General features: G+C 52.9%; 20 protein-coding genes and 1 pseudogene. 4 read left to right on the forward strand and 17 right to left on the reverse strand.

Features of this window, described 5'->3' with window-relative positions:
• The first annotated feature begins 230 nt into the window (after window positions 1-230).
• Window positions 231-863, forward strand: a complete 633-nt coding sequence (locus tag HV477_RS14560; protein WP_000433131.1) for a LysE family transporter — start codon at window positions 231-233, stop codon at window positions 861-863.
• Between the two features lie 40 nt (window positions 864-903).
• Here the strand turns inward: HV477_RS14560 and foxA are convergent, their stop codons facing one another.
• From foxA to golT, 13 genes and pseudogenes are all read right to left on the reverse strand, one after another.
• A complete protein-coding gene (gene foxA / locus HV477_RS14565) occupies window positions 904-3,012 on the reverse strand; it encodes a ferrioxamine B receptor FoxA (RefSeq protein ID WP_114050743.1) in 2,109 nt (702 codons plus the stop codon).
• A gap of 145 nt (window positions 3,013-3,157) precedes the next feature.
• Entirely contained in the window at window positions 3,158-4,162 is a 1,005-nt protein-coding gene (foxR, locus tag HV477_RS14570; RefSeq protein WP_000074605.1) for a ferrioxamine uptake transcriptional regulator FoxR, read from the reverse strand.
• Between the two features lie 95 nt (window positions 4,163-4,257).
• Window positions 4,258-4,450 (reverse strand): annotated as a pseudogene (locus HV477_RS28450) (hypothetical protein).
• Window positions 4,369-4,554: a DUF2474 domain-containing protein gene (locus HV477_RS29035; RefSeq protein ID WP_305954967.1), complete on the reverse strand. Its 186-nt coding sequence runs from the start codon at window positions 4,552-4,554 to the stop codon at window positions 4,369-4,371. Before HV477_RS29035 ends, HV477_RS28450 begins: the two are co-directional and overlap by 82 nt.
• A complete protein-coding gene (gene cydB, locus HV477_RS14580; RefSeq protein ID WP_000151045.1) occupies window positions 4,500-5,510 on the reverse strand; it encodes a cytochrome d ubiquinol oxidase subunit II in 1,011 nt (336 codons plus the stop codon). The genes HV477_RS29035 and cydB overlap by 55 nt, the downstream gene beginning before the upstream one ends.
• The gene (locus tag HV477_RS14585; RefSeq protein ID WP_000393711.1) at window positions 5,507-6,910 is read right to left on the reverse strand and encodes a cytochrome ubiquinol oxidase subunit I; all 1,404 of its coding nucleotides are present in this window, start codon (window positions 6,908-6,910) and stop codon (window positions 5,507-5,509) included. Before HV477_RS14585 ends, cydB begins: the two co-directional genes overlap by 4 nt.
• A 116-nt stretch (window positions 6,911-7,026) precedes the next feature.
• Complete coding sequence (gene ssaA, locus HV477_RS14590) at window positions 7,027-7,128, reverse strand: small effector SsaA (protein WP_000934834.1); 102 nt, start codon at window positions 7,126-7,128, stop codon at window positions 7,027-7,029.
• A 276-nt stretch (window positions 7,129-7,404) separates the two neighbouring features.
• A complete protein-coding gene (locus tag HV477_RS14595; protein WP_001651666.1) occupies window positions 7,405-10,377 on the reverse strand; it encodes a type III restriction-modification system endonuclease in 2,973 nt (990 codons plus the stop codon).
• A gap of 9 nt (window positions 10,378-10,386) precedes the next feature.
• Window positions 10,387-12,345: a site-specific DNA-methyltransferase gene (locus HV477_RS14600; RefSeq protein ID WP_023204768.1), complete on the reverse strand. Its 1,959-nt coding sequence runs from the start codon at window positions 12,343-12,345 to the stop codon at window positions 10,387-10,389.
• A 188-nt stretch (window positions 12,346-12,533) separates the two neighbouring features.
• Window positions 12,534-13,787: an MFS transporter gene (locus HV477_RS14605; RefSeq protein ID WP_000288502.1), complete on the reverse strand. Its 1,254-nt coding sequence runs from the start codon at window positions 13,785-13,787 to the stop codon at window positions 12,534-12,536.
• Between the two features lie 291 nt (window positions 13,788-14,078).
• The gene (gene golB / locus HV477_RS14610) at window positions 14,079-14,273 is read right to left on the reverse strand and encodes a gold resistance metallochaperone GolB (RefSeq protein WP_001159470.1); all 195 of its coding nucleotides are present in this window, start codon (window positions 14,271-14,273) and stop codon (window positions 14,079-14,081) included.
• Window positions 14,274-14,350: 77 nt separating this feature from the next.
• Complete coding sequence (gene golS, locus HV477_RS14615) at window positions 14,351-14,815, reverse strand: Au(I) sensor transcriptional regulator GolS (RefSeq protein WP_001020583.1); 465 nt, start codon at window positions 14,813-14,815, stop codon at window positions 14,351-14,353.
• A gap of 11 nt (window positions 14,816-14,826) precedes the next feature.
• On the reverse strand, window positions 14,827-17,115 hold the full coding sequence (gene golT / locus HV477_RS14620; RefSeq protein WP_023259303.1) for a gold/copper-translocating P-type ATPase GolT: 2,289 nt from the start codon (window positions 17,113-17,115) through the stop codon (window positions 14,827-14,829).
• 276 nt (window positions 17,116-17,391) lie between these two features.
• Here golT and mdsA point away from each other — a divergent pair, with 276 nt between their 5' ends.
• From mdsA to mdsC, 3 genes are read left to right on the forward strand one after another with little or no spacing between them, the layout of a single operon-like run.
• Window positions 17,392-18,618, forward strand: coding sequence for a multidrug efflux RND transporter periplasmic adaptor subunit MdsA (gene mdsA / locus HV477_RS14625; protein WP_001254850.1), 1,227 nt, complete (start codon window positions 17,392-17,394; stop codon window positions 18,616-18,618).
• Window positions 18,615-21,782, forward strand: a complete 3,168-nt coding sequence (mdsB, locus tag HV477_RS14630) for a multidrug efflux RND transporter permease subunit MdsB (RefSeq protein ID WP_058115724.1) — start codon at window positions 18,615-18,617, stop codon at window positions 21,780-21,782. Before mdsA ends, mdsB begins: the two co-directional genes overlap by 4 nt.
• Window positions 21,783-21,798: 16 nt before the next feature.
• Window positions 21,799-23,256, forward strand: coding sequence for a multidrug efflux transporter outer membrane subunit MdsC (mdsC, locus tag HV477_RS14635; RefSeq protein WP_001575673.1), 1,458 nt, complete (start codon window positions 21,799-21,801; stop codon window positions 23,254-23,256).
• Between the two features lie 69 nt (window positions 23,257-23,325).
• Here the strand turns inward: mdsC and HV477_RS14640 are convergent, their stop codons facing one another.
• The 4 genes from HV477_RS14640 to HV477_RS14655 form a co-directional block, all read right to left on the reverse strand.
• Complete coding sequence (locus tag HV477_RS14640; protein WP_000722975.1) at window positions 23,326-23,685, reverse strand: DUF4156 domain-containing protein; 360 nt, start codon at window positions 23,683-23,685, stop codon at window positions 23,326-23,328.
• Between the two features lie 57 nt (window positions 23,686-23,742).
• Window positions 23,743-23,967 (reverse strand): membrane protein, encoded by a 225-nt coding sequence (locus HV477_RS14645; protein WP_000737127.1) that lies wholly within the window; start codon window positions 23,965-23,967, stop codon window positions 23,743-23,745.
• Between the two features lie 10 nt (window positions 23,968-23,977).
• Window positions 23,978-24,619, reverse strand: coding sequence for a helix-turn-helix transcriptional regulator (locus HV477_RS14650; RefSeq protein WP_000610827.1), 642 nt, complete (start codon window positions 24,617-24,619; stop codon window positions 23,978-23,980).
• 143 nt (window positions 24,620-24,762) lie between these two features.
• On the reverse strand, window positions 24,763-25,287 hold the full coding sequence (locus HV477_RS14655) for an Ail/Lom family outer membrane beta-barrel protein (protein WP_000830239.1): 525 nt from the start codon (window positions 25,285-25,287) through the stop codon (window positions 24,763-24,765).
• Window positions 25,288-25,487 lie beyond the last annotated feature (200 nt).

Below are 25,487 nucleotides of genomic sequence, written 5' to 3' on the forward strand. Positions count from 1 at the left end.
GCAAAACCCTCGTTTTATTATTACGCCATCATCGCTTTATCAGAACAAAAAGGCCGTTCGGACTGATTAAATAAGTAGTGTAGATTGCTGGAAAAATCCAGTCAGCCCCCGCTCAGTCGGCGTAACAACGCGGATTAAAACGCCCCTGCTTTGTGATCTCACTCGCAATCATCTGGTTTGACTATTAATAAGATGAACGTTATTTCTTGAGGCTATGGGAAGAGTTGTCTATGGAGCCGTTTCATGCCGTTGTGCTTACCGTCAGTCTGTTTGTGTTAACCTTTTTTAATCCCGGCGCGAATCTGTTTGTGGTGGTGCAAACCAGCCTCGCATCAGGACGCCGGGCGGGGGTCATCACCGGCCTGGGCGTCGCCACGGGAGACGCCTTTTATTCCGGGCTGGGGCTTTTCGGTCTGGCGACGCTCATTACGCAATGCGAAGCGGTATTTTCTCTTATCAAAATTGTCGGCGGCGCCTATTTATTATGGTTCGCCTGGAACAGTATTCGTCACCAGGCGACGCCGCAAATGAGCACGCTCCAGACGCCAATTGCCGCCCCGTGGACAATTTTCTTTCGCCGGGGATTAATGACCGATTTATCCAATCCGCAAACCGTACTGTTTTTTATCAGTATTTTTTCCGTAACGCTTAGCGCAGAAACGCCCACATGGGCAAGGTTAATGGCCTGGGCCGGAATTGTGCTGTCATCCGTTATCTGGCGTATTTTTCTCAGCCAGGCCTTTTCGCTCCCCGCAGTCCGCCGCGCTTATGGACGAATACAGCGCATTGCCAGCCGTGTTATCGGCGCCATTATCGGGATGTTTGCGCTCAGACTTCTCTATGAAGGCGTGACGCACCGCTAATGTTTGTCCGGTAGCCTTTGCTACCGGACGATAAGCGTTATCAAAACGCCCATGACACGCTGCCTACAATGCTACGCTCGGCGCCAAAATAACAATAAGAGAGCGAATTACAGGCAGCGACATAGCGTTTGTCCGTCAGATTATTTACGTTGAGCTGGGCGCTCAAGCCATTTAACCCAATGCTGGATAAATCATACCCAACCACCATGTCGACCAGTGTATAGGACGGCAAGGTGTGGGTATTCAGGCGATCGCTGGTCACGCCGTTGACGTACCGGATGCCGGAGCCCAAAGTCAGCCCCTCTAACAGACCGCTTTTCACATCGTAGCTTAGCCAGGCGCTGGCCTGGTTCCGTGGAGCATAAACCGCGCGCTTCCCCTGCTCTTGCGGGCTACTTTTCTTATAACGGATATCAGTATAGGTATACGCCGCCTGCAAACGGACGCTATCCGACAAATGGCTAATGGCCTCCAGTTCAACCCCTTTAGACTCAATTTCACCAATCGAGCGGTACGGATCGGTAGGTTCTTCTTTGGTCGCGATATTGGTCTGGTTAATACGATACACGGCGGCGCTAAACTGGCTGTTCCCCCCCAGCGGTTCGTATTTTACCCCCGCCTCCCACTGCTTGCCTTTCATCGGTTCCAGCACATTGCCGTTTTCGTCGGCGAAGCTGGTCGGCGTAAACGCGGTAGAATAACTGAGATAGGGGGCGACGCCATTGTCGAACAGATAAAGCAACGCGGCACGGGTGCTGACGTTGTTTTTATCGAGATCGCTGCGTGAATCATGAAGTTTGTCGATGTTAGACACGCTGACCCGATCGTAACGACCGCCCAACGTAAAGCGCCAGCGATCCCATGACATCTGATCCTGTAAATAGTATCCGGTCTGCCGCAGCTTATGTTTTTCACGGCTATACAACGTAATGTAATCCGGCTGAGCGCCATAAACAGGGTTGAAAGCGTCAATCGGCGGAAACGCGCCATAATAGCCAGTAGTATGATTACTGCGATCCTGATAATCGATCCCCACCAGCAGACGATGATTAATCGCCCCGGTATCCACGCTGCCGTCGAGCTGATTATCCAGCGCGATAGCCGACATTTTCTCCCCGGAGCCGGAATAGCCGCGATTCAGCGCCGTTTCATTCAACCAACCTGCGGCATAGACCTGATTCAACGTCACTTTGGTATGCAAATAACGCAATTTTTGCCGTACCGACCAGCCGTTATCGAACAGATGCTCAATGTTATAACCCACCATATTTTCACGGCGATCGTATTTGTCGTAGTCATCTTCACCTTCAAAGAAAGTGTTAGAAATTTTTCTGCCGTTATAAGGTACAACCGTGCCTTGATAAGGCAGTCCGGAGTGGCTACCGCCTTCCGGATCACGGTGCAGATAGGCCATAAGATCAAGACGCGTCCGATCGGTAATTCGCCAGGTCAGGCTCGGCATCAGCGCATAACGTTCCTCTTTCAAGGGGGTAAACTGCGAATCGGCGTAACGTGTCATACCGCTAAGACGCGCCGCCACACGTTCATTGTCATCCAGTGGGCCGGTCACATCAAAAGCCGCCCCGCGCTGGTTGTGATTGCCGGCAAACAGCTTCACTTCTCCCCCGGCATCAAACGCCGGTTTTCGCGACGTCAACGCGACAATGCCGCCTGGCGATGAACGTCCATACAGAACGGACGCCGGGCCGCGTACCACCTCGATATCTTCCAGAAACCAGGGGTCAACCACCAACGAACTGTGCGAATTGGTGTCGCCCATCATTTTTAACCCGTCGAGATAAACGTTATCCAGACTACCGTCCGAAAAACCACGCAATACGATGTAATCAAAGCGGTTAGAGGCGCCTATCTGATTACTGTATACGCCTGGGGTGTAGCTGACCGCCTGACGCACGCTGGTTGCGCCCTGCTCTTCAAACTGCTGGCGGGTAATAATGGATACCGACTGCGGCGTTTCAATATCTGGCGTCGCCAGCTTGGTCGCGCCACTCTGAACGGGCGAGGTGACAATGACGGTATCATTTTTTGTGGTTTCCTGGGCAGAAAGAGGAAAAGTCGCGCCGCCGATAGCTCCGCCTATCAATAGCGCCATACGCGTTGTCGCAAACATGAACATCTCCAAAGGCATCTTTATTGTAAATAAGAATTATTACCTTTTAGAGATAACGGACCACTATGCGTAACGCCAGATTGCCTATGCGCAATGATAAAAAATCACCCAAAGCGGCAGAAAACCGGGTTAGCAGCGGATATTACCGTTCTGGCGGGGCGCGTTACGCACAGTGTCGGGACGCCGTCAGAGACGCGTCACGCAGCTCGCCGGGCGAGCAGCCATAACGCCGACGAAATGCCGTCGCAAAGTTTGTGGCATGTTGATAGCCTGACATCCAGGCGGCCTGCTGCACGCTGTATCCCTCCATCAGATAACGACGCGCGCGCGCCAGGCGGCAATCGCGCAGATAATCAAACACGGTACACCCATAGGCATGGCGAAACTTGCACCGCAGGCTACTTGGACTCATTGCCGCCCGACGCGCCAGTTCGTTCAGCGTGTAGGCTTTTTCCGGCGTCTGCTCCAGTAAACGCCGAATGAGCTCCAGCCGCTGGTATTCACCGGTGACGGGAAGCCCGCGTTTTTGCGTTGCGGGCTGACATAGATTTAGCGCATAGCCCAGCAATTGCAGCATGATGCCTTCCAGCATTAACTGGCGTGACGCCGCATGAGGTCCGGGCTGCTGCGCATAACGTAGCCCCGAAAGCAGAAACTCCGGCACCTGCCAGACCCTCGCCGAGGTTGCGCTATTTTCCCACTCGTCTGCCAGCGAGACAGGCAAACGCTCCCGCCATCCGCCGTCCGGGTACATTCCCAGCGATAAGGTGCGCAATTTACTGTCTGCGCCGTGATGGGCGCGTATCGTCTGCTGCTCACTCAGTTGCGAGCAAAACGCCATCCCCGCGCTCAACAAAAAGGTCTGCTCATTGACAGCCAGCGCGACGTTACCTTCCAGCACCACCAGCATATACAGCGGACTGCTATGACGAGAGGTGGTTTCATAAGGTTGTAACACGTGAACATCCGAGCGTGTAATGCAAATCCCGCCGGGAAGCGCTATCTCTTCGATATCGCCATGAAGTACGGGACTACTCTGCGTATACTGCGGTAACGCAGGGAAGCGGTAATCAATGCCATAACGCTCTCCAAACGCGATGAAGTCGCTGACGGAAAAGATCTTTTTCATCGCCGGGGCGGCGGAAGAGTGACAGGAGATCGGAGACATTATCAATACCGTTTATCTGCGTTATACCAGAGCGTTAGCCACTGTGTAACCATATCACTGCGGCCCGGGAACGACAATAAAGATGAGAATAATTATCAACCGCTATTGAGGGGAGAGATAAGGCGAGCAAAGGTGATCGATAAACGCCGATCTGTCGATAAAAACGCGCTTTCGCGAGAGACGAAAGCGCGTCCGGGGGGTATCAGTCAGGAGCGAAATCCTGCGGAGGTCATGAGCAGTCTGAACAACATTCCGACGCCCGCCAGCAGAAGCACGCTGGCGCACCATATCGCAACCATCCATACGACTCGCCGCGACCATTTTTTCACTTTAACCATCAGTGATATCCCTCTCCATGTCGCACTTTTCCACGGAAGACGTAGTAGCTCCAGAAGGTATAAGCCAGAATAATCGGGATGATTATCAGCGCCCCAACCAGCATAAAGCTTTGACTTTGCGGCGGCGCGGCGGCGGCATACAGCGAAATATCCGGTGGAATAATATTCGGCCAAATACTGATGCCTAACCCGCTGAACCCCAGAAAAATCAGCCCTAGCGTGAGAATAAATGGACGCGCATGGGATTCTGGTTTTTTCACGCTGCGCCATAGCCAGATGCTAAAAGCCAACACCAGCACAGGCACCGGCAGGAAGTAGTATAAATTGGGCAGCGTGAACCAGCGCTCGGCGATGTCGTCGTGGGTGAGCGGCGTCCACACGCTGACGCCTCCCATCACCAACAACAAGACGATCAACAACGGGCGCGACAGCGCGCACATCCGGCTATGCAGCGGATCTTCGCTTTTCATAATCAGCCAGGTAGCGCCCAGCAGCGCGTAGGTGACAACCAGACCGACGCCGCAGAACAGGTTAAACGGCGTCAGCCAGTCAAGCTGCGAACCGCTAAAGGTTCGCCCTTCCACCTGAAAACCGCTCACCACCGCCCCCACCACAACCCCCTGGGCAAAGGTCGCCAGGATTGACCCGACGATAAAGGATTTATCCCAGAACGCGCGATGCGACTCGGTGGCTTTAAAACGGAATTCAAAAGCGACGCCGCGAAAGATAAGACCAAGCAGCATAACCACCAGCGGGATAGTCAGCGCGTCGGTGATGACGGCATAAGCCAACGGGAACGCGCCAAAAAGCCCGGCCCCGCCCAGCACCAGCCAGGTTTCGTTCCCGTCCCATACCGGCGCGACCGAGTTCACCATAACATCGCGATCGTGTTTATCACGAATAAACGGAAACAGGATACCGACGCCCAGATCGAAACCATCCATCACGATATACATCAGCGTGGCGAACACGATAATAGCAAACCAGATAACCGGAAGATCGATGGTCATTCGCGTTTCTCCTGCTCAAGCGATTCTCCCACGGCAGAGATAGGACGCGCGGGTCTGCCATCGGTTTCAGCGGTCGGTGTCTCCGCCGGCTGCGGCCCTTTCTGGATAAGGCGAATCATATAAATATAGCCAACCCCAAAGACCAGGGAATAGACCACAAAGAAGGCCAGCAAACTGATGCTCATCTGCAAGGTACTGTGCGCGGAAACCGCATCACGCGTTCGCAGCAGGCCATAGACCACCCACGGCTGACGTCCTACTTCAGTCGTCACCCATCCGGCAAGGATGGCGATAAGCCCGGACGGCCCCATCCACAGCGCAAAGTGCATAAAGGGCCGCGAATGATACAGGCGGCGTCGGTAGCGTAGCCACAGGCTGGCCAGCCCCAGGAAGATCATCAGTACGCCCATGCCCACCATCAGACGGAAAGACCAGAACACCACGGTAGAGTTGGGGCGATCCTCTTTGGGATAATCTTTTAGCGCAGGCACCTGTTTGTCCAGGCTATGCGTCAGGATCAGACTGCCCAACGCCGGGATCTCAAGCGCATAGCGGGTCCGTTCCGCCTCCATATCCGGCCAGCCTACCAGCGTAAGCGGCGTTGGCTCGCCGGGCGTATTTTCCCAGTGCCCCTCAATCGCGGCGATTTTGACCGGCTGATGCTTCAGGGTGTTAAGGCCATGCATATCGCCAATCAATGCCTGAACGGGCGCCACCACGACCGCCATCCATAACGCCATCGAGAACATACGGCGGATAGCCGGCGTATCGTTACCTTTCAGTAAATGCCAGGCTGCGGACGCGCCGACAAACATCGCGCTACTTAAAAACGCCGCAACGGACATATGCAACAGGCGATACGGGAACGACGGGTTGAAAATCACCGCGAACCAGTCCACCGGGACCACCTGACCGTTATGAATTTCAAATCCCTGCGGGGTATGCATCCAGCTGTTAGACGCCAGAATCCAGAACGTCGACATTAACGTGCCCAACGCCACCATACAGGTAGACAAGAAATGCAGGCCCGGCCCGACTTTGTTCCAGCCAAAAAGCATCACGCCTAAGAATCCCGCTTCCAGGAAGAATGCGGTGAGCACTTCATAGGTTAATAAAGGCCCGGTGATACTGCCGGCGAACTGGGAAAAACCGCTCCAGTTCGTTCCGAACTGGTAAGCCATGACCAGACCGGAGACCACGCCCATCCCGAAGTTGACGGCAAAAATTTTGAGCCAGAACTGATAGAGCGAGCGCCAGACAGGATTACGCGTTTTTAGCCATAAACCTTCCAGTACCACCAGGTAACTGGCTAAGCCAATCGTAATCGCGGGGAAAATAATATGAAAAGAGACGGTAAAGGCAAACTGGAGTCTCGCTAAAAAGAAGGCATCAAACTCCATGTTCCCTCCCGTTTATATATAGTCACTTCGTGTAAAATATTCACTGTTCGCAACCAGGTTGAAACGAAACGGTTATTTTCCCCAAACGTAAAAACGTCGGGGAATATCCAGATAAATTACGATTTTTTTTGCGGCTGGCTGTCAGGCTTATCGCCCGACTCTGGCGCTTCGGAGGGGTCGTCTTTTTCGACAGCGAAACGGTAGTATCTATTTAGCATAACATGTCTCCCTTAGTTACATTCACTTGGCAATATCTACCTGGCCGTTATAAAAATAACGGCAAAACAAAAAAACAGCGTCTTCAAGACTATTTGCAATTTCAGCAAAATACGCTTAGCTGAAAGTTAAGAATAGACGTAAAACGATAACCTTCAAGTCAACGCGGTTTACGGGACGGGGGATTAGTACAGGGAGAATGACCGCAACGCTCGCTGCGCGGCGGCCATTTTATATGGTCTATCAAAAAGATAACCGTTAAGGTCCATTCAAACCCGTTAGTTTGCCTTCCCCTCAATCAAGCCATTGATCGTAGAAAATACCGCCGGCGCGCTGGTCGCTTCCGCAAACTCGACATTAATATTTTGCCGACGCAGCATATCGAAGAATTTACGTTGCGCATCAAGAATAACCTGATCGCCTACGCGCATATTTTCTGCTTTAGTTTCAACCAGTAAATAAACGCTGTCGGCGTCCTGACGCTCAATACGGTACACAAAATCCGGCGTAGTAGAACCCCCCGTATATTTGGGGATCTGAATGGCCCGCTTAGGCAGTTTGCCAAACACCGAAACCTGTTGCGGATAATCGTATTTTAATAGCGGCAATTCTGGATCGACGCTGTCATAACGCAACGGCGGTATTTGATAGAGAGAACGGGGATCGTCTATCGCATTCTCATCCACATTTTTCCCCACAATTTCAGCGCTAATCTCCTCTCTGAACTGCCGTGCCGTGGAATCAAATACCGACGTTGAAGCCTGAAAATCGAGAGGCAGATAATCGTGGCGCTGCGCAAAATGCGCATTAATCCGCGTCTGTAATGCGCGGGTCATATTGTCCAACGAGATCTCGCTTAAATAGCGTGAATCTCCGTGCAACACATCACGCAGCATCGCCATTAACACCGGGTGCAGGACGTTAACCGGCAGACTGGTGCGTAACGCCAGTTGCTTAAGAAAATGGCCATATTTCATGCCCGCCATAAATTCGCTGGCGGCTAATTCGCCTTCCCGCTGCGCCACTTCAAAACGGCCATTATCTTCATTCGATACCAGCCGTTGTTGCACCTGGCTTGGCTTCTGGCGTATATACAGCGCCGGATCGCGCAGCACCTCGGCGGCAATTTGTTCCAGAGAAGCGCCGCTACGCTCGAATTGCAGCATATAACGGCGGGAAAACTGCTCCCAGATACTGCTAAGTTGTTCCCAATTCTCTTTGCGTAGCCTGACTCGCAGCCGGGAGGCGGGCTTATTGTCACGAATGCGATCCGCTCGCACCCGCGCCTGCGTCAGCTCAGGGTAGAACTCCAGTAGCCACGCAAAACCACTTTTGGTTTCCCCGTTAAGCGTGACGCTGGGTTTAAACTCATTACTCCGGTTGATCAGTTTTTTATCATCCAGATCTTCCAGCAAACGAAGCTCCGTAAACGCAGGATCGACTTTTTGCCGCTCGGTGACGATGAGTGTGATCATCGCCTCATCCAGTTTCTGCTCGTTAAGCTGAACTTTGCTGTCGCGATTAATCTCATCAACCAGCATGCTGGCAAACGCTTTTTCATCATAACCAATCAGAAACGACAGTCGGGACGGCCACTCTTCCTGATGAACGCGATGACCGTTTTCATCTACCGGTAGCCGCAGGCCGCGCCCTACTTCCTGAATTTTGCTCGACTCGCTACCGGAAGAACGTAATTTAGCAATGACAAAAACATTCGGGTTATCCCAGCCTTCGCGAAGCGTCCATTTTGAAAACAGAAAGCGGCGCGTTTCCCAGTTGCCGTGATGGTCTGAAAAACTGAGCAACTTCTCTTTATTTTTCAGAATATCATCTACCTCAGCCTGGATCGCCTCATCGCCGCTTCCGCGGTCTTCGCCAAAGTAACCAGCGTGGACGTTTTGGTTATCCGAGTGCAGGCTGGCGAGCGTGGCCTGCAGAAACGACAGATACTCCACTTCTCGCGGCAGGGTCTTGCGCTGATAATCGTCAATCAGTTGCGTCAGTTTCTTTTTTAGCAAACGCTCAAAAGTGACTTTCAACCAGCCTTCGTCATCACGATAGCTTTTAATACTGTCAATAAAGAAAAGGCTTAAGGTCTTAATACGCGGGGCATTATTTTCTGGCTCATTGCTGCGTAAGAAATTTGCCTGCTCGGTATCAAAATGCTTATCAATGGCGTCCTGAATAATCAGTTCCTGGTAGCTCGCGCCAAAGGTTCCTGGCACCAGCGCCATCCCTGCCTCCAGCTCCAGATCGTTCGACAACATTTTACTGCCGGCATATTCGATACTGCCTTCAAATCCTGCATCGACATCGGCGAGATTTTCGCCCACGCCAACCTCGGCAATTTTGCTCCCCCGTCGGAGGATTAATTTCTTTGCCGTGACGCTGTCAACGATATAACGATTGTTGGCCTGTTCTTCGGGGAGATTCGGGTAATAAATATCAATACCTTTCACCAAACCATCGTTAAAACTGTCCACCGCGTTGAGATCAAACTGCGGTTGCCGGCGATAGTAATCTTTACGTACACATTTATTTTTACCCTTACCTTCGACAATATCCGGGAAGGTAGCGCCAAAGCGGACGATCATTTGCGGCTGAATAGCCTGAATCGCTCGATAAAATTTGTTATCTCGCGCAAAACGATGCGGTTCATCAATAATGACCACCGGTCGCGTCATTTGCAGCCCTTTAACAGGCGACGTCAGCCCACCCAGGAGCGTTTGATCGTAATCGTCTCGCGTCATACTGGCGGAATTGAGCATCTGCGCATTGATCAGCAAAACCTGAATCGTATGGCTATCACGACGGCTGGCATCAGTAAAACTTAATAGCTGGGCCGGAAAATTTTTACGCCCCGACTTTACTTTAAAATCACCGGCGTTGATGGTGCAAAGTTCCATCCGCGTATTTTCGTAGAACTGTGAAAAATGCTGTCTGGCGTAATCGCTGGTAATAAAGTTCCGCGCGCCTTCTTTAATGGCTGGCGTCGGCACCACCAGCACAAATTTGAAGAGGCCATACTTCTGATGCAATTCATACATCAACCGGGTATAGACATAGGTTTTACCCGTCCCGGTCTCCATTTTAACGTCAATATTGGCCTTATCGTCGTAACGTTCCTTAATCAGCGGATTAGCATAGTGATTATGATCGGCTTGCGCGTGATCGATACCGGTGAAACTCGCCAGAATCGCCGCTAACGCCTGTTCCTGATGGGGAAGTTCTTCCAGTAAAATATTCATCATCATCCCCTCTTAATAACGCTTCACCAGGTTCACTTTTTGATCAAGCTGTTTTAAGCCGATTTCCAGTTCACGAATGGATTCAAGGTCGAAAGAGTAGCCGTAAATGACAATGGTCTGAACCGGAAGCTGGTGCGTACCAATGTGGTTGAGAAGATCGCGGGTCTGCTCTGTTCCCCATCGTTCATCAATCAGATACAGGCGCGTATTATCAACATACCTGGCGCAATAGCCGGAAAAATCAATGGTCTGTACGTCAATATCCATTTTATAACCATCGGCGACCAGCCATGTCGTTAATAAGGTCTCTTCGCCGCTTGCGCCGCCCGGCACGCCCAATCCTCTGGCGGAAAAAGGATTGATCATGTCGGTAAATCCTGACTCGGTGAAAGCGGCCAGTTGACCGCTGGTATTGATAAAATGGCCGGTAGCAATATCGAAGCTATCCAGATCGTCCAGCGTCTGCTGTGTCGGAGTGGCAAAACGATAATGTTTAAAACCGAGATCGCTATTGGTCGCGGGATTGTTGGCGCGGATCTTCGCCGCAACGCGTGTAATTCGCTCGCGGCTGATTTCATCAATAGTGTTATAACCTGCTTTTTTCGCGATAGTGTTATTGCTTAATGCCTGATCGATAGTACACAGAATAAACGTGCGCTGCCCCCCATCTTCTTCATTCAGCGCCATTACCGCATGGGCCGTAGTGCCGGAACCGGCAAAAAAGTCCAGGACGACGCCGTCTTTATCGATAGCGAGCTTGATGATTTTCTTCAATAATGCGGTCGGTTTCGGCGTATCAAAAACGTTGTCGCCGAAGAGATCCAGAATCTCCTTTTTCCCCTCTTTATTCGACGCTACGTTATCCCAGTAATTGGTCGTTGGCTGCCCCTTACTGTGATGCGCGTACATGACTCGCTGGGGAATACCGCCGTTATCTTTGCCAAAATAGACCAGATTATCGGCCACCAGTTTTTGGTAACTGGCTTCAGGATAAGCCCATAGTCTTTCGTGTACCGTACCGTTCGGCGTGGTAATTTTATAGGTATAGCCGCCGCCGCTCAGCCCTTTTGACACCGTTAACGGCACCGGCCGCCATTTCCCTTCTGGAAACTGTTCGGTCGGTTCTTTATAGGATTTCTGAATATACTCTTTAGAAAGCGGTTCTAAACGTAAAGCGCCCTGACCGGTTTTGGCGTAAACAAGAATGTATTCCCCCTGGATGGAAACGTTATCAGAGTCGTTAGAAATCTCTTTTTTGCGCTTCCACATCACATTGGTGACAAATCCGCCTTCGCCAAAAATCTCATCCATCATTAATTTAAGATTGGCGTACTCATTATCGTCGATAGAGATAAAAATAAATCCGGTATCTTTCAGGAGCTTCCTGGCCAGGAAAAGACGCGGATACATGAAAGATAACCACGCGGAGTGCGTCGATTTACCCTGAATGGATTTTAAACGTGCCAGTTCGGTATCATTAAGACCAAACATATCCTGCAACGCCCGATCGCTATATTCAAAATGATCGGGATAGACAAACCCGTCCGATCCGGTGTTATAAGGGGGATCGATATAGATCATATCGACGGTATCGGCGTAATTATTTTGCAGATGGCGTAACACATCCAGATTATCTCCGGTCAGAAAAAGATTATGGCTGTTTTTATTTTCTGCCAGAGTATTGTGTTCCACGTCAGGAACGATAACGGTAACGGATTTTTCACCCGCCTGTTTTTTTGCGTAATCTTTGCCAATAAAATCAATCTGATAACCGCTAGTCAGCTCATCAATATTACGCGCTTTCAGCGCGCGCTCAAATTTGGCGAGATCAAATCCGCCTTTCGCGATCAGTTCGCCCTGCTCGTTATAGCGATCGGCGGTAAAAAATTCCGGTAATGCACGTTGTAACTCAGACAGAAAGGCGCTATTCGGGGCAACAGACTCGTTGTGTTTTTGGTTATCTTTCAACATGATATCTTCGCTCCGTTGATAATTTTAAGGTGCAGCAATCAATTTCTTATAAAGAAAAAAGTAAGCGATGATTGTAATGGTCACGAACGGCAGATGCCATCATTAACCTTTGTTGTTCGTTGAAAGGGCGTGAAAACTACGGGGGGAAGGCGTGCTCCCGGCGACAGTATGCGCCAGGAGCGTAGTGTTTACGTGCGATGACCGATGGCCGACTCCGGGAGGGCGTCGCTATCTGTACCGGAGATGACGACTCCCCGGGTCTCGCGACCAAATGCCACAAATACACAGATTAAAATAGCCACCGCGCCAGCCACGATCGCCATTGCCAACCCGTAATTTCCACCATGCGTTTCCGCGATGCGGGCCTGTAACGTCGCATTAACCGACGCCAGTAAATTACCGAGTTGGTAAACAAACCCTGGCAGCACGGCGCGCGCGTTCGCCGGAACCAGCTCGTTCAGCCAGGTCGGTACGACACCCCAGGCGCCCTGCACCATAAACTGCATCAGAAACGCGCCCAGGCCAATCGTGAATGATCCGCTGGAAAATGCCCATAGCGGGAGTACCGGAAGCGCAAGAAAGGCGGCGATCATGATCGCTTTTTTACGCCCAATACGTTCCGATAGCGTACCGTAGAAAATACCGCCGAGCATGGCGGCAATGTTATAAAAAATCGCAATGATACTGATCAGATGCGGATCAAAACCATGCTGCATCTTCAGGAAGGTAGGATAGAGATCCTGCGTGCCGTGACTGAAAAAGTTAAAGAACGCCATGACCAGCACCAGATACAGACACAACTTCCACTGCTTGCGCAGAACAGGAAGCAGCGCGGTATTCTCTTTACGCGCTCTGGCCGCCAGCCAGACGGGGGATTCCGGCACTTTAAACCAGATATAAGGCAGCAAGACAACAGGCAGGGCGCCAATCAGGAACATGCCGCGCCAGCCTACCATACTGTAGAAGAGGCCAAAAATAACCGAGGCGAACAGATAGCCGCAGGGATAGCCCGCCTGAAAAATGCCCGACATCAGGCCACGCGAACGATCGGGAATGGTTTCCATCGCCAGTGATGACGCAACGCCCCATATCCCGCCCATCGCCACGCCGTACATGACCCGAAAAATCAGAAATGCCATGAAGGTGGGCGACCAGGCGGAAAGCAGTTCAAACACCGTAAAGAACAGAATATTGAGCATCAGTATCGGTCGACGTCCGTACTTTTCCGCCATTCGACCAAATAGCAGCGCGCCAATGGGACGTACCGCCAGGGTCAGCATAATCGCAATGGAAACGTCCGATACGGAAGCGTGAAACCATTCGGCGAGATCGCTAAGTACAAAGACAAGGATAAAGAAATCAAACGCATCCAGCATCCAACTGGTAAAGCTGGCAAACGCCACATGTCGTTGTGTCGTCGTCCAGTTCAGGGGGGTGTACATAGGTAGTGTCCTGCATCAAAAAATAACATCAAGCTTTGAAGCGGCGAAACGCTGGAGCGCTCCCGTCGTCAAAGCGACGTAACAAGGTAGCGTTGCGCTACTTATTTGTTATCTTTTTGTATATAGCAGGTAAAATGTTAGCAAAAATAGACAAATCATTACATATTATTAACAAAGCTTACTGGCACATGATTTGTCACAGTTTTTATGGGGATTATCTCATGCAAAGGAAAGCGAAGCGTGGCTAGCGTATCGCGACCGGCCTGTCGCCAGACCGATCGCCATTGACGATTACCTTTCGCGCGGCGGGAAACCGGCCTTTTGCAGGGCGGCGGCAATCTGCTCCGCGGATAGCGACGTTTCAACGTCAACCAGACGCGTCGCCGGGTCGGTTCTCACCGTCGCATTAGCATCGAGAGTCAGAATCGTCTTTTTTACCGTACTGGCGCAGCCGCCGCAGGTCATGTCATCAATATGGAACTGCATAGTGAACTCCTTTTGTTTGGGAACTGTTGCCAGTCTGGGCCTTGCCAGTGTTGGAAGGTCAAGCGTAATCTCAGGACTTACAGACGCTTTGCCAGTCCATGGCGACGAGGACGGCGCAATACCGCTCCGGTACGCGCCTCCGGCTCGCTATCGTCAGGTTGTCCAAGCGTATGCAGAATGGGGCAATCTGGCAGCGCGTCGCCGGCGCAGCAGTGAATCAGCGCTTTGAGGGTTTGCGCCATGTGCTGCATGTTCTGGATACGTCTGTCCAGTTCATCAATGTGCGTCTGCGCCAGGCGTTTGACGTCAGCGCTTTGCCGCGACTGGTTATTCCAAAGATTCAGTAAGTCGCTGATTTCAGCAACTGAAAAGCCGAGATCGCGCGCGCGGCGTATAAAATGCAATTGATTAACATCAGCCTGGGTATAGGCCCGATAGCCGGAATCCGTCCGACTTGCCGCGGGAATCAGACCAATCTGTTCATAGTAGCGAATCATTTTGGCCGAGACTTTCGATGCTTTAGCTGCTTTACCGATGTTCATGACGCTCCTCCTCATGTCGTGGATGTGTCGGATGGGGTTGCCATCGGCGCCCGGAAACGGCGCAGCCGCAAAGCGTTGCCCAGCACGAACACGCTCGACATCGCCATCGCCCCTGCGGCGAATACCGGTGACAATAATATGCCCCAGACCGGAAATAGCGCGCCTGCCGCGACAGGAATCAGCGCCGTATTGTAAGCAAAGGCCCAGAACAGATTCTGGTGGATATTGCGGATGGTCGCTTTAGACAGCGCGATAGCATTCGGCACGCCTTGCAGGTTGCCGGACATTAGTACGACGTCGGCGGATTCCACCGCCACATCGGTGCCGGTGCCAATCGCCAGCCCCACGTCGGACTCCGCCAGCGCTGGCGCATCGTTGATGCCATCGCCGACAAACGCCACCTGCCCATACGCCGCTTTCAGGCGCCGTATCGCCTCGACTTTCCCTTCTGGCAATACCTCGGCGACCACGTCATCAATCCCTAACTGTCTGGCGATAGCCTGTGCCGTGCGGGCATTATCGCCAGTGATCATGGCGACCTTAATGCCGAGCTGATGTAAAGCGTTAATTGCGGCGGGCGTACTGGGTTTGATCGGATCGGCCACGGCGATAATCGCCGCCAGTTGACCGTCAATAGCCGCATAGAGCGGCGATTTCCCTTCCTGTCCTAACCGTTCGGCGGTGGTGGCGAAGCCGCTAATATCCACGCCAATTTCGCGCATATAGCGATCGGCCCCCACGTCAACACGCGTACCGTCAACGGTAGCGTATACGCCCATCCCGGTCACCGATTCGAAGCCGCTCATGCCTGGTAGCGCGATCCCTTCCTCTTCTGCCGACACGACAATCGCACGGGCAATCGGATGCTCTGAACGCGATTCTACCGCCGCGACTTTCGCCAGCACCTCACGGCGTTCAAAGCCGCTGGCCACGTCGAGATCGGTCAGTACCGGGCGGCCTTCGGTAAGCGTCCCGGTTTTGTCTACGGCCACCACCTTAGCGTCTTTGAGTAGCTGTAACGCCTCCCCCTTACGGAACAGCACGCCCATTTCCGCCCCACGACCGGTTCCCACCATAATGGAGGTCGGCGTCGCCAGGCCCATCGCGCAAGGACAGGCGATAATCAGAACCGCAACGCCATTGATCAGAGCGAAAGTCAGCGCAGGCGACGGCCCAAACGCCAGCCATACCACAAAGGTCAGCGCAGCAATAAGCATCACCATCGGGACAAACCACAGCGTCACTTTATCCACGACGGCCTGAATCGGCAGTTTTGAACCCTGCGCCTGTTCCACCAGACGAATGATTTGCGCCAGCATGGTCTGTCCGCCGACGGCGGTCGCCCGCAGCGTGAGCGCGCCTTTTTGGTTTACGGTACCGCCCACCACCGCGCTTCCTGCGGATTTCTCTACCGGTATCGGTTCGCCGGTAATCATCGACTCGTCAACGAAGCTGCGGCCTTCGGTCACTTCGCCGTCAACCGGGATCCGCTCGCCTGGCCGAACCTCCACACAGTCGCCCAGCACAACCTCGTCGACAGGGATATCCACGATGCGGCCCTCGCGTAACACATGCGCGACCCGCGCCTGTAGCCCCACCAGACGTTTAATCGCTTCGGAAGTCCGCCCCTTCGCCCTTGCCTCCAGAAAGCGCCCCAGCAGAATAAGCGCGACAATCACTGCGGCGGCCTCGTAATAGACGTTTACCGTCCCTTCAGGCAACAGGTCGGGCGTAAAGGTCGCCACCAGCGAGTAGCCGAATGCCGCTGCGGTTCCCACGGCGACCAGCGAGTTCATGTCCGGCGCCAGACGCGCCAGCGCCGGGAACCCTTTAAGGTAAAAACGGCGACCGGGGATCGTCAGCACCAACAGGGTCAGTGCAAATTGCCAGTACCAGCTTTGTTGCAGGCCAATCGTTTTTATCACCCACTCGTGCATACCAGGAATAAGGTGCGAGCCCATTTCAAGCACAAAAACGGGGAGCGCCAGCACGCTGGCGAGAATCAGATCGCGCTTCAGCCTGACGCGCTCGGCCTCTTTTTTCTCTTCAGAGTCGTCTTCGCCCTGCCCCGCCGTCTCTATCGGTCGCGCCTCATACCCCGTTTTTTCAATCGCCGCGATCACCTCCTCCGCCGACGCCGTCCCGCGAACGGTGGCGCGCTCCGTCGCCAGATTCACCGTAGCGTCCGTTACGCCAGGCACAGCCTTAATACCTTTTTCAACGCGAGCGACGCACGACGCGCAGGTCATACCTTCAATAAGCAAGCTTATCGTGTCGTGACGATTTTCTGACTGACTCATGACGAGTTCCCCATCCTGACTATTCGGTATCAGAAAGCCTAAAGCTTGCCATTGTGGGAAGGTCAAGCGTATTCAGGCTGCACGGTTCGGCGAGAATGTGAGATGGCTCATAAAAGAGGATGATGCGAGACATTTACGCCACGATGCCGACCCACGCCCCGTAAAAACCCGTCAGGAACGCTTGACCTTTCCTTCGTTGTAACGCCTAGCCTTTGCCAAAAATTCTGCGGCAGCGTTGCGGAATGGCCGACACGCTGCGGTAAAGAGGGAAACGACATGCGTAGAACATTCAAAATTATGTTGATAGCCGGCGTCATCGCCGCCATCGGGGGCGTGATTTACATGGCCGGCGAAGCACTATGGGATAAAGACAACGCCGTCGGACCACCGGCCAGCGCGCCGCCTCCACCGTCGGTACCGGTTGCTAAAGCCCTTAGCCGCACACTCGCGCCTACGGCGGAATTCACCGGTTTTCTGGCCGCGCCGGAGACCGTGGAGCTGCGTTCGCGCGTGGGAGGAACCCTTGACGCCGTCAGCGTTCCGGAAGGACGTCTGGTAAGCCGCGGACAACTGCTGTTCCAGATCGATCCGCGCCCGTTCGAGGTCGCCCTCGACACCGCCGTCGCGCAATTACGTCAGGCTGAAGTACTGGCCCGCCAGGCGCAGGCGGATTTCGATCGCATTCAACGACTGGTCGCCAGCGGCGCCGTATCACGTAAAAACGCTGACGATGTCACCGCCACGCGTAATGCGCGACAGGCGCAGATGCAATCGGCCAAAGCCGCCGTCGCCGCAGCGCGCCTTGAACTCTCCTGGACCCGTATTACCGCGCCCATTGCCGGACGCGTTGACCGCATACTGGTGACCCGGGGCAATCTGGTCAGCGGCGGCGTAGCGGGTAACGCCACGCTTCTGACGACTATCGTGTCTCACAATCCCATGTATGTGTATTTCGATATTGACGAAGCCACCTGGCTGAAGGCGTTACGGCATACCCGCTCCGACAAAAATCCACCGGTAGTCAACATGGGGTTAACCACCGATAACGGGCTGCCTTATCAGGGCGTACTCGACTTTATGGGCAATCAGATGAACCGCAGCACCGGCACTATCCGGGCGCGCGCCGTGATTCCTGACCCCGACGGAATGCTTTCTCCCGGCCTGTTTGCCCGAATCAGTTTGCCCATCGGCGAGCCGCGGGAAACCGTGCTGATTGACGATCTGGCGGTGAGCGCCGATCAGGGCAAAAACTATGTGCTGATCGTCGGCAAGGAGAATCAGGTGGAGTATCGTCCGGTTGAGCTGGGACAAATGGTCGATGGACTCCGCGTCGTTACACAGGGAGTACAGCCGGGAGAAAAAATCATCCTCAAGGGGCTGGTGCGTCCTGGCATGACCGTTGCGCCGCGTCTGGTGCCGATGCGGCAGAATATGCCCGAGAAACAGACCGCGACATTGACTAAAGCGGACGGCGACAGCGCGTCGAAGGCGGTGCGCCAATGAAATTCACCCACTTTTTCATCGCACGGCCCATCTTCGCCATCGTCCTGTCGCTGTTAATGCTGCTGGCTGGCGCTATCGCCTTTTTAAAACTGCCGCTGAGTGAATATCCGGCCGTTACGCCGCCCACGGTACAGGTTAGCGCCAGCTACCCCGGCGCTAACCCGCAAGTGATTGCCGATACGGTAGCCGCGCCGCTGGAACAGGTGATCAACGGCGTTGACGGCATGTTGTATATGAATACCCAGATGGCCATTGATGGTCGCATGGTTATCTCTATCGCCTTCGAACAGGGAACCGATCCTGATATGGCGCAAATTCAGGTGCAAAACCGGGTATCCCGCGCGCTGCCTCGCCTGCCCGAAGAAGTCCAACGAATTGGCGTTGTAACGGAGAAAACGTCCCCCGATATGTTGATGGTGGTCCATCTTGTCTCGCCGCAAAAACGCTATGACTCACTTTACCTGTCTAACTTCGCCATCCGGCAGGTTCGCGACGAACTGGCCCGTTTACCCGGCGTCGGCGATGTTCTCGTCTGGGGCGCGGGCGAGTACGCCATGCGCGTCTGGCTGGACCCGACGAAAATCGCCAACCGCGGTCTTACCGCCAGTGATATCGTTACGGCGTTGCGGGAACAAAACGTACAGGTCGCCGCCGGTTCCGTCGGGCAACAGCCGGAGGCCTCCGCCGCTTTTCAGATGACGGTAAACACGCTGGGCCGCCTGACCAGCGAAGAACAGTTCGGCGAGATTGTGGTAAAAATCGGCGCTGACGGCGAGGTGACGCGTCTGCGTGATGTCGCCCGCGTCACGCTGGGCGCAGATGCCTATACGCTGCGCAGTTTACTGAATGGCGAAGCGGCGCCAGCGTTACAGATTATTCAAAGTCCGGGCGCCAATGCGATTGACGTTTCTAACGCGATTCGCGGCAAAATGGATGAGTTGCAGCGAAACTTCCCGCAGGATATCGAATACCGGATTGCCTATGATCCTACGGTCTTCGTGCGCGCATCGCTACAATCGGTGGCGATTACGTTGCTGGAAGCCCTCGTGCTGGTCGTCCTTGTCGTGGTGCTGTTCCTGCAAACCTGGCGGGCGTCCATTATTCCTCTGGTGGCGGTTCCCGTTTCGCTGGTCGGCACCTTTGCCTTGATGCACCTGTTTGGCTTTTCGCTGAATACGCTTTCGCTGTTTGGTTTGGTCCTGTCGATAGGTATCGTTGTCGATGACGCCATCGTTGTGGTCGAAAACGTGGAACGGCATATCTCGCAGGGCAAAAGTCCCGGAGAGGCGGCAAAGAAGGCGATGGATGAAGTCACTGGTCCCATTCTTTCTATTACCTCGGTGCTAACGGCGGTCTTTATCCCTTCCGCATTCCTGGCGGGCCTGCAGGGTGAGTTTTATCGCCAGTTCGCGTTGACCATCGCTATTTCGACCATCCTTTCGGCCATTAACTCGCTGACGCTCTCCCCTGCGCTGGCCGCCATTTTGCTAAGACCGCACCACGATACTGCGAAGGCTGACTGGCTAACGCGGTTGATGGGCACGGTCACTGGCGGTTTTTTCCATCGCTTTAACCGTTTCTTCGACAGCGCGTCGAACCGCTATGTTAGCGCCGTCCGTCGGGCCGTGCGCGGCAGCGTCATTGTGATGGTGCTCTATGCTGGCTTTGTGGGGCTGACCTGGCTTGGCTTCCATCAGGTGCCGAACGGGTTTGTGCCTGCGCAGGATAAATACTATCTCGTCGGCATCGCCCAGCTCCCAAGCGGCGCATCGTTGGATCGCACAGAGGCGGTCGTGAAACAGATGTCCGCTATCGCGCTGGCGGAACCCGGCGTTGAAAGCGTCGTCGTCTTCCCCGGTCTGTCGGTTAACGGCCCGGTAAATGTGCCAAATTCGGCGCTGATGTTCGCCATGCTGAAACCCTTTGACGAGCGTGAAGATCCTTCGCTTTCCGCTAACGCTATCGCCGGAAAGCTAATGCACAAATTTAGCCACATTCCCGACGGATTTATTGGCATCTTCCCGCCACCGCCGGTTCCAGGGCTTGGCGCGACGGGCGGCTTTAAATTGCAGATTGAAGATCGTGCGGAACTGGGATTTGAAGCGATGACAAAGGTGCAAAGCGAGATTATGTCTAAGGCGATGCAGACGCCCGAACTGGCCAATATGCTGGCCAGTTTCCAGACAAACGCCCCGCAATTACAGGTGGATATCGACCGGGTAAAGGCGAAATCAATGGGGGTATCGCTCACCGACATCTTTGAAACGTTGCAAATTAACCTCGGCTCGCTTTACGTCAACGATTTCAACCGATTTGGCCGTACCTGGCGGGTGATGGCGCAGGCCGATGCGCCATTCCGTATGCAACAAGAGGATATCGGCCTGCTTAAAGTCCGCAATGCGAAGGGCGAGATGATCCCGCTTAGCGCTTTCGTCACGATTATGCGCCAGTCGGGGCCGGACAGAATCATCCATTACAACGGCTTCCCCTCGGTAGATATTAGCGGTGGACCGGCTCCGGGCTTCTCCTCCGGACAGGCGACGGACGCGATTGAAAAGATCGTGCGTGAAACGTTACCGGAAGGGATGGTCTTCGAATGGACCGATCTGGTTTATCAGGAAAAACAGGCCGGCAATTCTGCGCTTGCTATCTTTGCGCTGGCGGTGCTGTTGGCCTTCCTGATCCTGGCGGCGCAGTACAACAGTTGGTCGCTGCCCTTCGCCGTCCTGCTTATTGCGCCTATGTCATTACTCTCAGCCATTGTCGGCGTGTGGGTATCTGGCGGAGATAACAATATCTTTACGCAGATTGGTTTCGTGGTGCTGGTCGGCCTGGCGGCCAAGAACGCCATTTTGATTGTCGAGTTTGCCCGCGCCAAAGAACACGACGGCGCAGACCCGCTGACCGCCGTACTGGAAGCGTCCCGCCTGCGTCTGCGTCCTATCCTGATGACCTCATTCGCCTTTATCGCAGGCGTAGTACCGCTGGTACTCGCGACGGGTGCCGGCGCGGAAATGCGACATGCGATGGGCATCGCCGTGTTTGCCGGCATGTTGGGCGTCACGCTCTTCGGCCTGTTATTGACGCCTGTGTTTTACGTGGTGGTTCGCAGGATGGCATTAAAGCGTGAGAACCGCGTTGATTCACATGATCAGCAAGCATAATGATGGGAATGGCATAATGAAGATCACTTTTACAGGCTATCGGCAGACCGCCACGCTGGCGACGCTTGCTTTCGTCACCACGCTTGCTGGCTGTACGATGGCGCCGAAGCACGAACGCCCCGCATCGCCGACTGCGATGGTCTATCCCTACGCAACGTCAACCGTTTCTGGCGCGCCGGATGCCGCTGACATTGGCTGGCGTGATTTCTTCCACGATCCGCTTCTACAGGAACTGATCGCGATCGCGTTACGCAATAATCGGGATTTACGCAAGGCAGGGCTCAATGTTGAAGCCGCCCGGGCGTTATACCGTATTCAGCGCGCGGAGATGCTGCCGACGCTCGGCATCGCCACCGCCATGGACGCCGGTCGCACTCCCGCCGATCTCAGCGTCACGGACGAGCCTGAGATTAACCGACGCTACGAGATGGCTGGGGCGACGACGGCCTGGGAACTGGATCTCTGGGGGCGAGTGCGAAGCCTTAGCGACCAGGCATTAGCCGCCTATATGGCGCTTGATGAGACGTACATTGCGGCGCGAATGAGCCTGGTTTCCGAAGTCGCCAGCGCCTGGCTGACGCTACGGGCTGACCGGGAGCTGCTGCGCTTAACCGAAGATACGCTGGCCGCGCAAAAAAGTTCATACACATTGACAACCCAGCTTGCCCGGACAGGCAACGCCACACAGCTCGATCTGCGTATGGCGGAGATCGCGCTGCGTTCTGCCGAAATCAATCGCGCGGCGTATACGCGACAGTTGGCGCGGGATCGTAACGCGCTGGAATTGCTGTTGGGCCAGCCGCTCACGCCTGAACTGTCGCGTCGACTAAACGAGGCGGTCACGCTTACGGAAGTCGCGATCCCGACCACATTGCCAGGCGGATTACCGTCAGATCTGCTGGTACGCCGCCCGGATATTCGCGCCGCCGAGTACAGGCTGCGTGGCGCAAACGCCCGAATAGGCGCAGCGCGCGCCGCCTTCTTCCCGACAATCAGCCTGACAGGCACGGCGGGAACGGCCAGCGCGTCTCTTAGCGGACTCTTTGAACCGGGATCGGGAAGCTGGCGTTTTCTACCGCAAATCACCTTGCCTCTCTTTCACGGCGGCGCATTACGCGCTGACCTGGATAGGGCACATGTCCAAAAACAGATTGAAATCGCCAGGTATGAAAACGTTATTCAGCAAGCCTTTCGCGACGTGGCGGATGGTCTGGCGGGACAGCGTACGCTGAATGACCAGGTGCAATCAGAACAACGCGCGGTTGAAGCCAGCCAAATCGCCTATGAGCTGGCCGGACTCCGTTTTCAGGAAGGCGTCGATGACTACCTTACGCTGCTTGATACCCATCGTATGCTTTATGGCGCGCAACAGCGCCTGGTACGCACACGGCTCATGCAACAGCTGAATATCATTAATCTGTATAAAGCATTAGGCGGCGGTTGGCGGGAATACAGCGAGAAAAAGCAAGGTTAGCCCAAATAGCGCCCGCGTCGCCAGTGCGGCGCGCGCGCTAAACAGGCATATATTGCCTGCAAAATAAGGTTAACGAGGGCAACGATAAACGTTCCCGCTTAACGTGACATTCGTTTGTTTGCTTGAGCCCGAACCGTGCCATGAACTTCCTGTCTGGCCTGCACGCTGGGTTAACAGGACTACCGTATTGCCGCCCATTTTATAAGCTTTGTTTTTCAGATCGTTACGGGCACCCGTTTCCAGGTTACTGTTGGAAGTCCAGCCACCGGTAAAGAAATTCCCCTGGCTGCCCGTGATATCCCCTAAGTAGCTGCATTCCTTACCTGGCTCGCTGGTCATCACCCGTACCTGTTCAGCGCCATAATTCAACGAATTAGCGCTACATGCGGTTAAAGCCAAGCCGGCGAAACATACTAAGATCTTTTTCATACTAATACCTGGTCTATTAATCATTAAATAATAACGCGTTCTTGCTTCTGAACGCCGTCAAGGAACTATATTTAAGATGTAACGAATGTCTTTCATTTGCTGAAGAAAAGTCTCTGTCATGATGCTATCATGTATGCTTGAGGCTATTTCTTGTTCAGTTTTTTCAATATGCTCTCTGAGTCTTATTTTTGTTTTTTCGTCAAGCGCCGAGATAAGTATCTTAATGGCAAGCAGCATAGTAGGATTGATGCTTTCACACTCTCTCATCGTTAACTTTTTCATCTTGTTTGCTTCAAGCCTGATCGGCGTTTTTGTCTACACGGCAAATTTTAGATGCGAAGATATGGCGACTTCTTTGGTAAATAAATAGCAAATGGAAAAAGCGTTTGAAGCCATATTTACGACAGATACGCAATCTATGAATGTACAAAGTCTTACGACTCATGCCATAGCTACTGGCGATCTGACTCATCGACTTTTTATATAAAAAGTGCCATAACAACTCCTCCTCCTTTTTTGTCAACGGCGCAAGTTCACCGACCGCTACTTCGTTTGCACAAGCGTATTTAATGAAATGCTCAATAAAAACAGGCTTTGCCAAATCGGGATCGATATCAGGATCTCTATCGCAGCCATGTGGATAAAGTTTTCCAATATCTCTGCGCGTGAGCCAGATTCGACGAGCATGTGGATAATGCTGCATGAGCGCCTTAAAACCTTTCCAGACCCCCTGAATCAAAACTCGTCCATCAATAATAATTATGATATCTTCGCTAGCTGATATCTGACACGAATTATATTCTCCATTGAGTGGGAACATAAAGCACTTCCCATCCTCAAAGAGTGAAGCGATGCCTAAATAAGTATAATAATCATCCGTTAAAACTATACCTATCGTTTTTAACGGAAGTTGTTCCGATAGTGAATTTATCATAATTTCATCAATAGAATAACGCTACGGTGAGTGTTTTATCTTCCTCTTAAGATTACCTGAGCGCTCATAACCATCCCTATTCTGTAGCAGCGCCATATTATTTTTAATTCCTTGCCATAAACGTAACGCTTATACTTTTAATGTCAGAAGCGATAACCTACGCTGACACCAAATGTATTGGTATCCACAGCGAAGAAACGACTGGCTTCCCATGATGCATCGATAGATATACTCTTAACTGGATTAAATATTACGCCAGCGCCGTAGGCAAAGGACTCTTCTTTTGAGTGTTTATTAAATTTCATCGTCGCTATACCCGCATTGCCGTACAGGCTCACATAGTCATTAAAACGATATGTTGGTCCAAACATCAAAGAACCATAGTCCACAGAATCGGAACCATTTTTATGCAATTTCCCCTCTTTCCAGGTGTAATTCTCCATTTCATTGCGCGTCGCGGTGAATGAGCCTAACATCCCCCAGGTCTCATTAAACTCGTAACGATATTTAAAATTAAAGCCTCGCAGATCTTTGCTATCGCTATTTTTCAATGAACTGAGATGAGTTTGTGCATAACCAAACGATACGGTGTGCTGATCGTTAGCCAAAGCTAAAGGTGACGCTAATAATAAACCTAAAAAAACAAGGAACGAAGACCGTCTTTTCATTAAAACCACTCCATTTTTGATATATAATTAAGGCGGTACCGGAACTTATGGCACACAAATAGCATTTAGATTAAGAGCACCTAATGCGCTTATTACCAGTCATGCCAACTGCGGAGGTAATATAACCTGATATATTCGATAATGGATATGAAATCAGTCTTACAGAGTTCTTACTTTTTTATTAATGGCGGATTCATAGT

It is taken from the genome of Salmonella sp. SG203 (assembly GCF_013350575.1).
GTDB lineage: Bacteria > Pseudomonadota > Gammaproteobacteria > Enterobacterales > Enterobacteriaceae > Salmonella > Salmonella enterica.

Coding starts and splice junctions, on each gene's coding strand:
- HV477_RS14560 (WP_000433131.1), top strand. CDS start 231: ATGGAGCCGTTTCATGCCGTTGTGCTTACCGTCAGTCTGTTTGTGTTA.
- foxA (WP_114050743.1), bottom strand. CDS start 3,012: ATGCCTTTGGAGATGTTCATGTTTGCGACAACGCGTATGGCGCTATTG.
- foxR (WP_000074605.1), bottom strand. CDS start 4,162: ATGTCTCCGATCTCCTGTCACTCTTCCGCCGCCCCGGCGATGAAAAAG.
- cydB (WP_000151045.1), bottom strand. CDS start 5,510: ATGACCATCGATCTTCCGGTTATCTGGTTTGCTATTATCGTGTTCGCC.
- HV477_RS14585 (WP_000393711.1), bottom strand. CDS start 6,910: ATGGAGTTTGATGCCTTCTTTTTAGCGAGACTCCAGTTTGCCTTTACC.
- ssaA (WP_000934834.1), bottom strand. CDS start 7,128: ATGCTAAATAGATACTACCGTTTCGCTGTCGAAAAAGACGACCCCTCC.
- HV477_RS14595 (WP_001651666.1), bottom strand. CDS start 10,377: ATGATGAATATTTTACTGGAAGAACTTCCCCATCAGGAACAGGCGTTA.
- HV477_RS14600 (WP_023204768.1), bottom strand. CDS start 12,345: ATGTTGAAAGATAACCAAAAACACAACGAGTCTGTTGCCCCGAATAGC.
- HV477_RS14605 (WP_000288502.1), bottom strand. CDS start 13,787: ATGTACACCCCCCTGAACTGGACGACGACACAACGACATGTGGCGTTT.
- golB (WP_001159470.1), bottom strand. CDS start 14,273: ATGCAGTTCCATATTGATGACATGACCTGCGGCGGCTGCGCCAGTACG.
- golS (WP_001020583.1), bottom strand. CDS start 14,815: ATGAACATCGGTAAAGCAGCTAAAGCATCGAAAGTCTCGGCCAAAATG.
- golT (WP_023259303.1), bottom strand. CDS start 17,115: ATGAGTCAGTCAGAAAATCGTCACGACACGATAAGCTTGCTTATTGAA.
- mdsA (WP_001254850.1), top strand. CDS start 17,392: ATGCGTAGAACATTCAAAATTATGTTGATAGCCGGCGTCATCGCCGCC.
- mdsB (WP_058115724.1), top strand. CDS start 18,615: ATGAAATTCACCCACTTTTTCATCGCACGGCCCATCTTCGCCATCGTC.
- mdsC (WP_001575673.1), top strand. CDS start 21,799: ATGAAGATCACTTTTACAGGCTATCGGCAGACCGCCACGCTGGCGACG.
- HV477_RS14640 (WP_000722975.1), bottom strand. CDS start 23,685: ATGAAAAAGATCTTAGTATGTTTCGCCGGCTTGGCTTTAACCGCATGT.
- HV477_RS14645 (WP_000737127.1), bottom strand. CDS start 23,967: ATGAAAAAGTTAACGATGAGAGAGTGTGAAAGCATCAATCCTACTATG.
- HV477_RS14650 (WP_000610827.1), bottom strand. CDS start 24,619: ATGATAAATTCACTATCGGAACAACTTCCGTTAAAAACGATAGGTATA.
- HV477_RS14655 (WP_000830239.1), bottom strand. CDS start 25,287: ATGAAAAGACGGTCTTCGTTCCTTGTTTTTTTAGGTTTATTATTAGCG.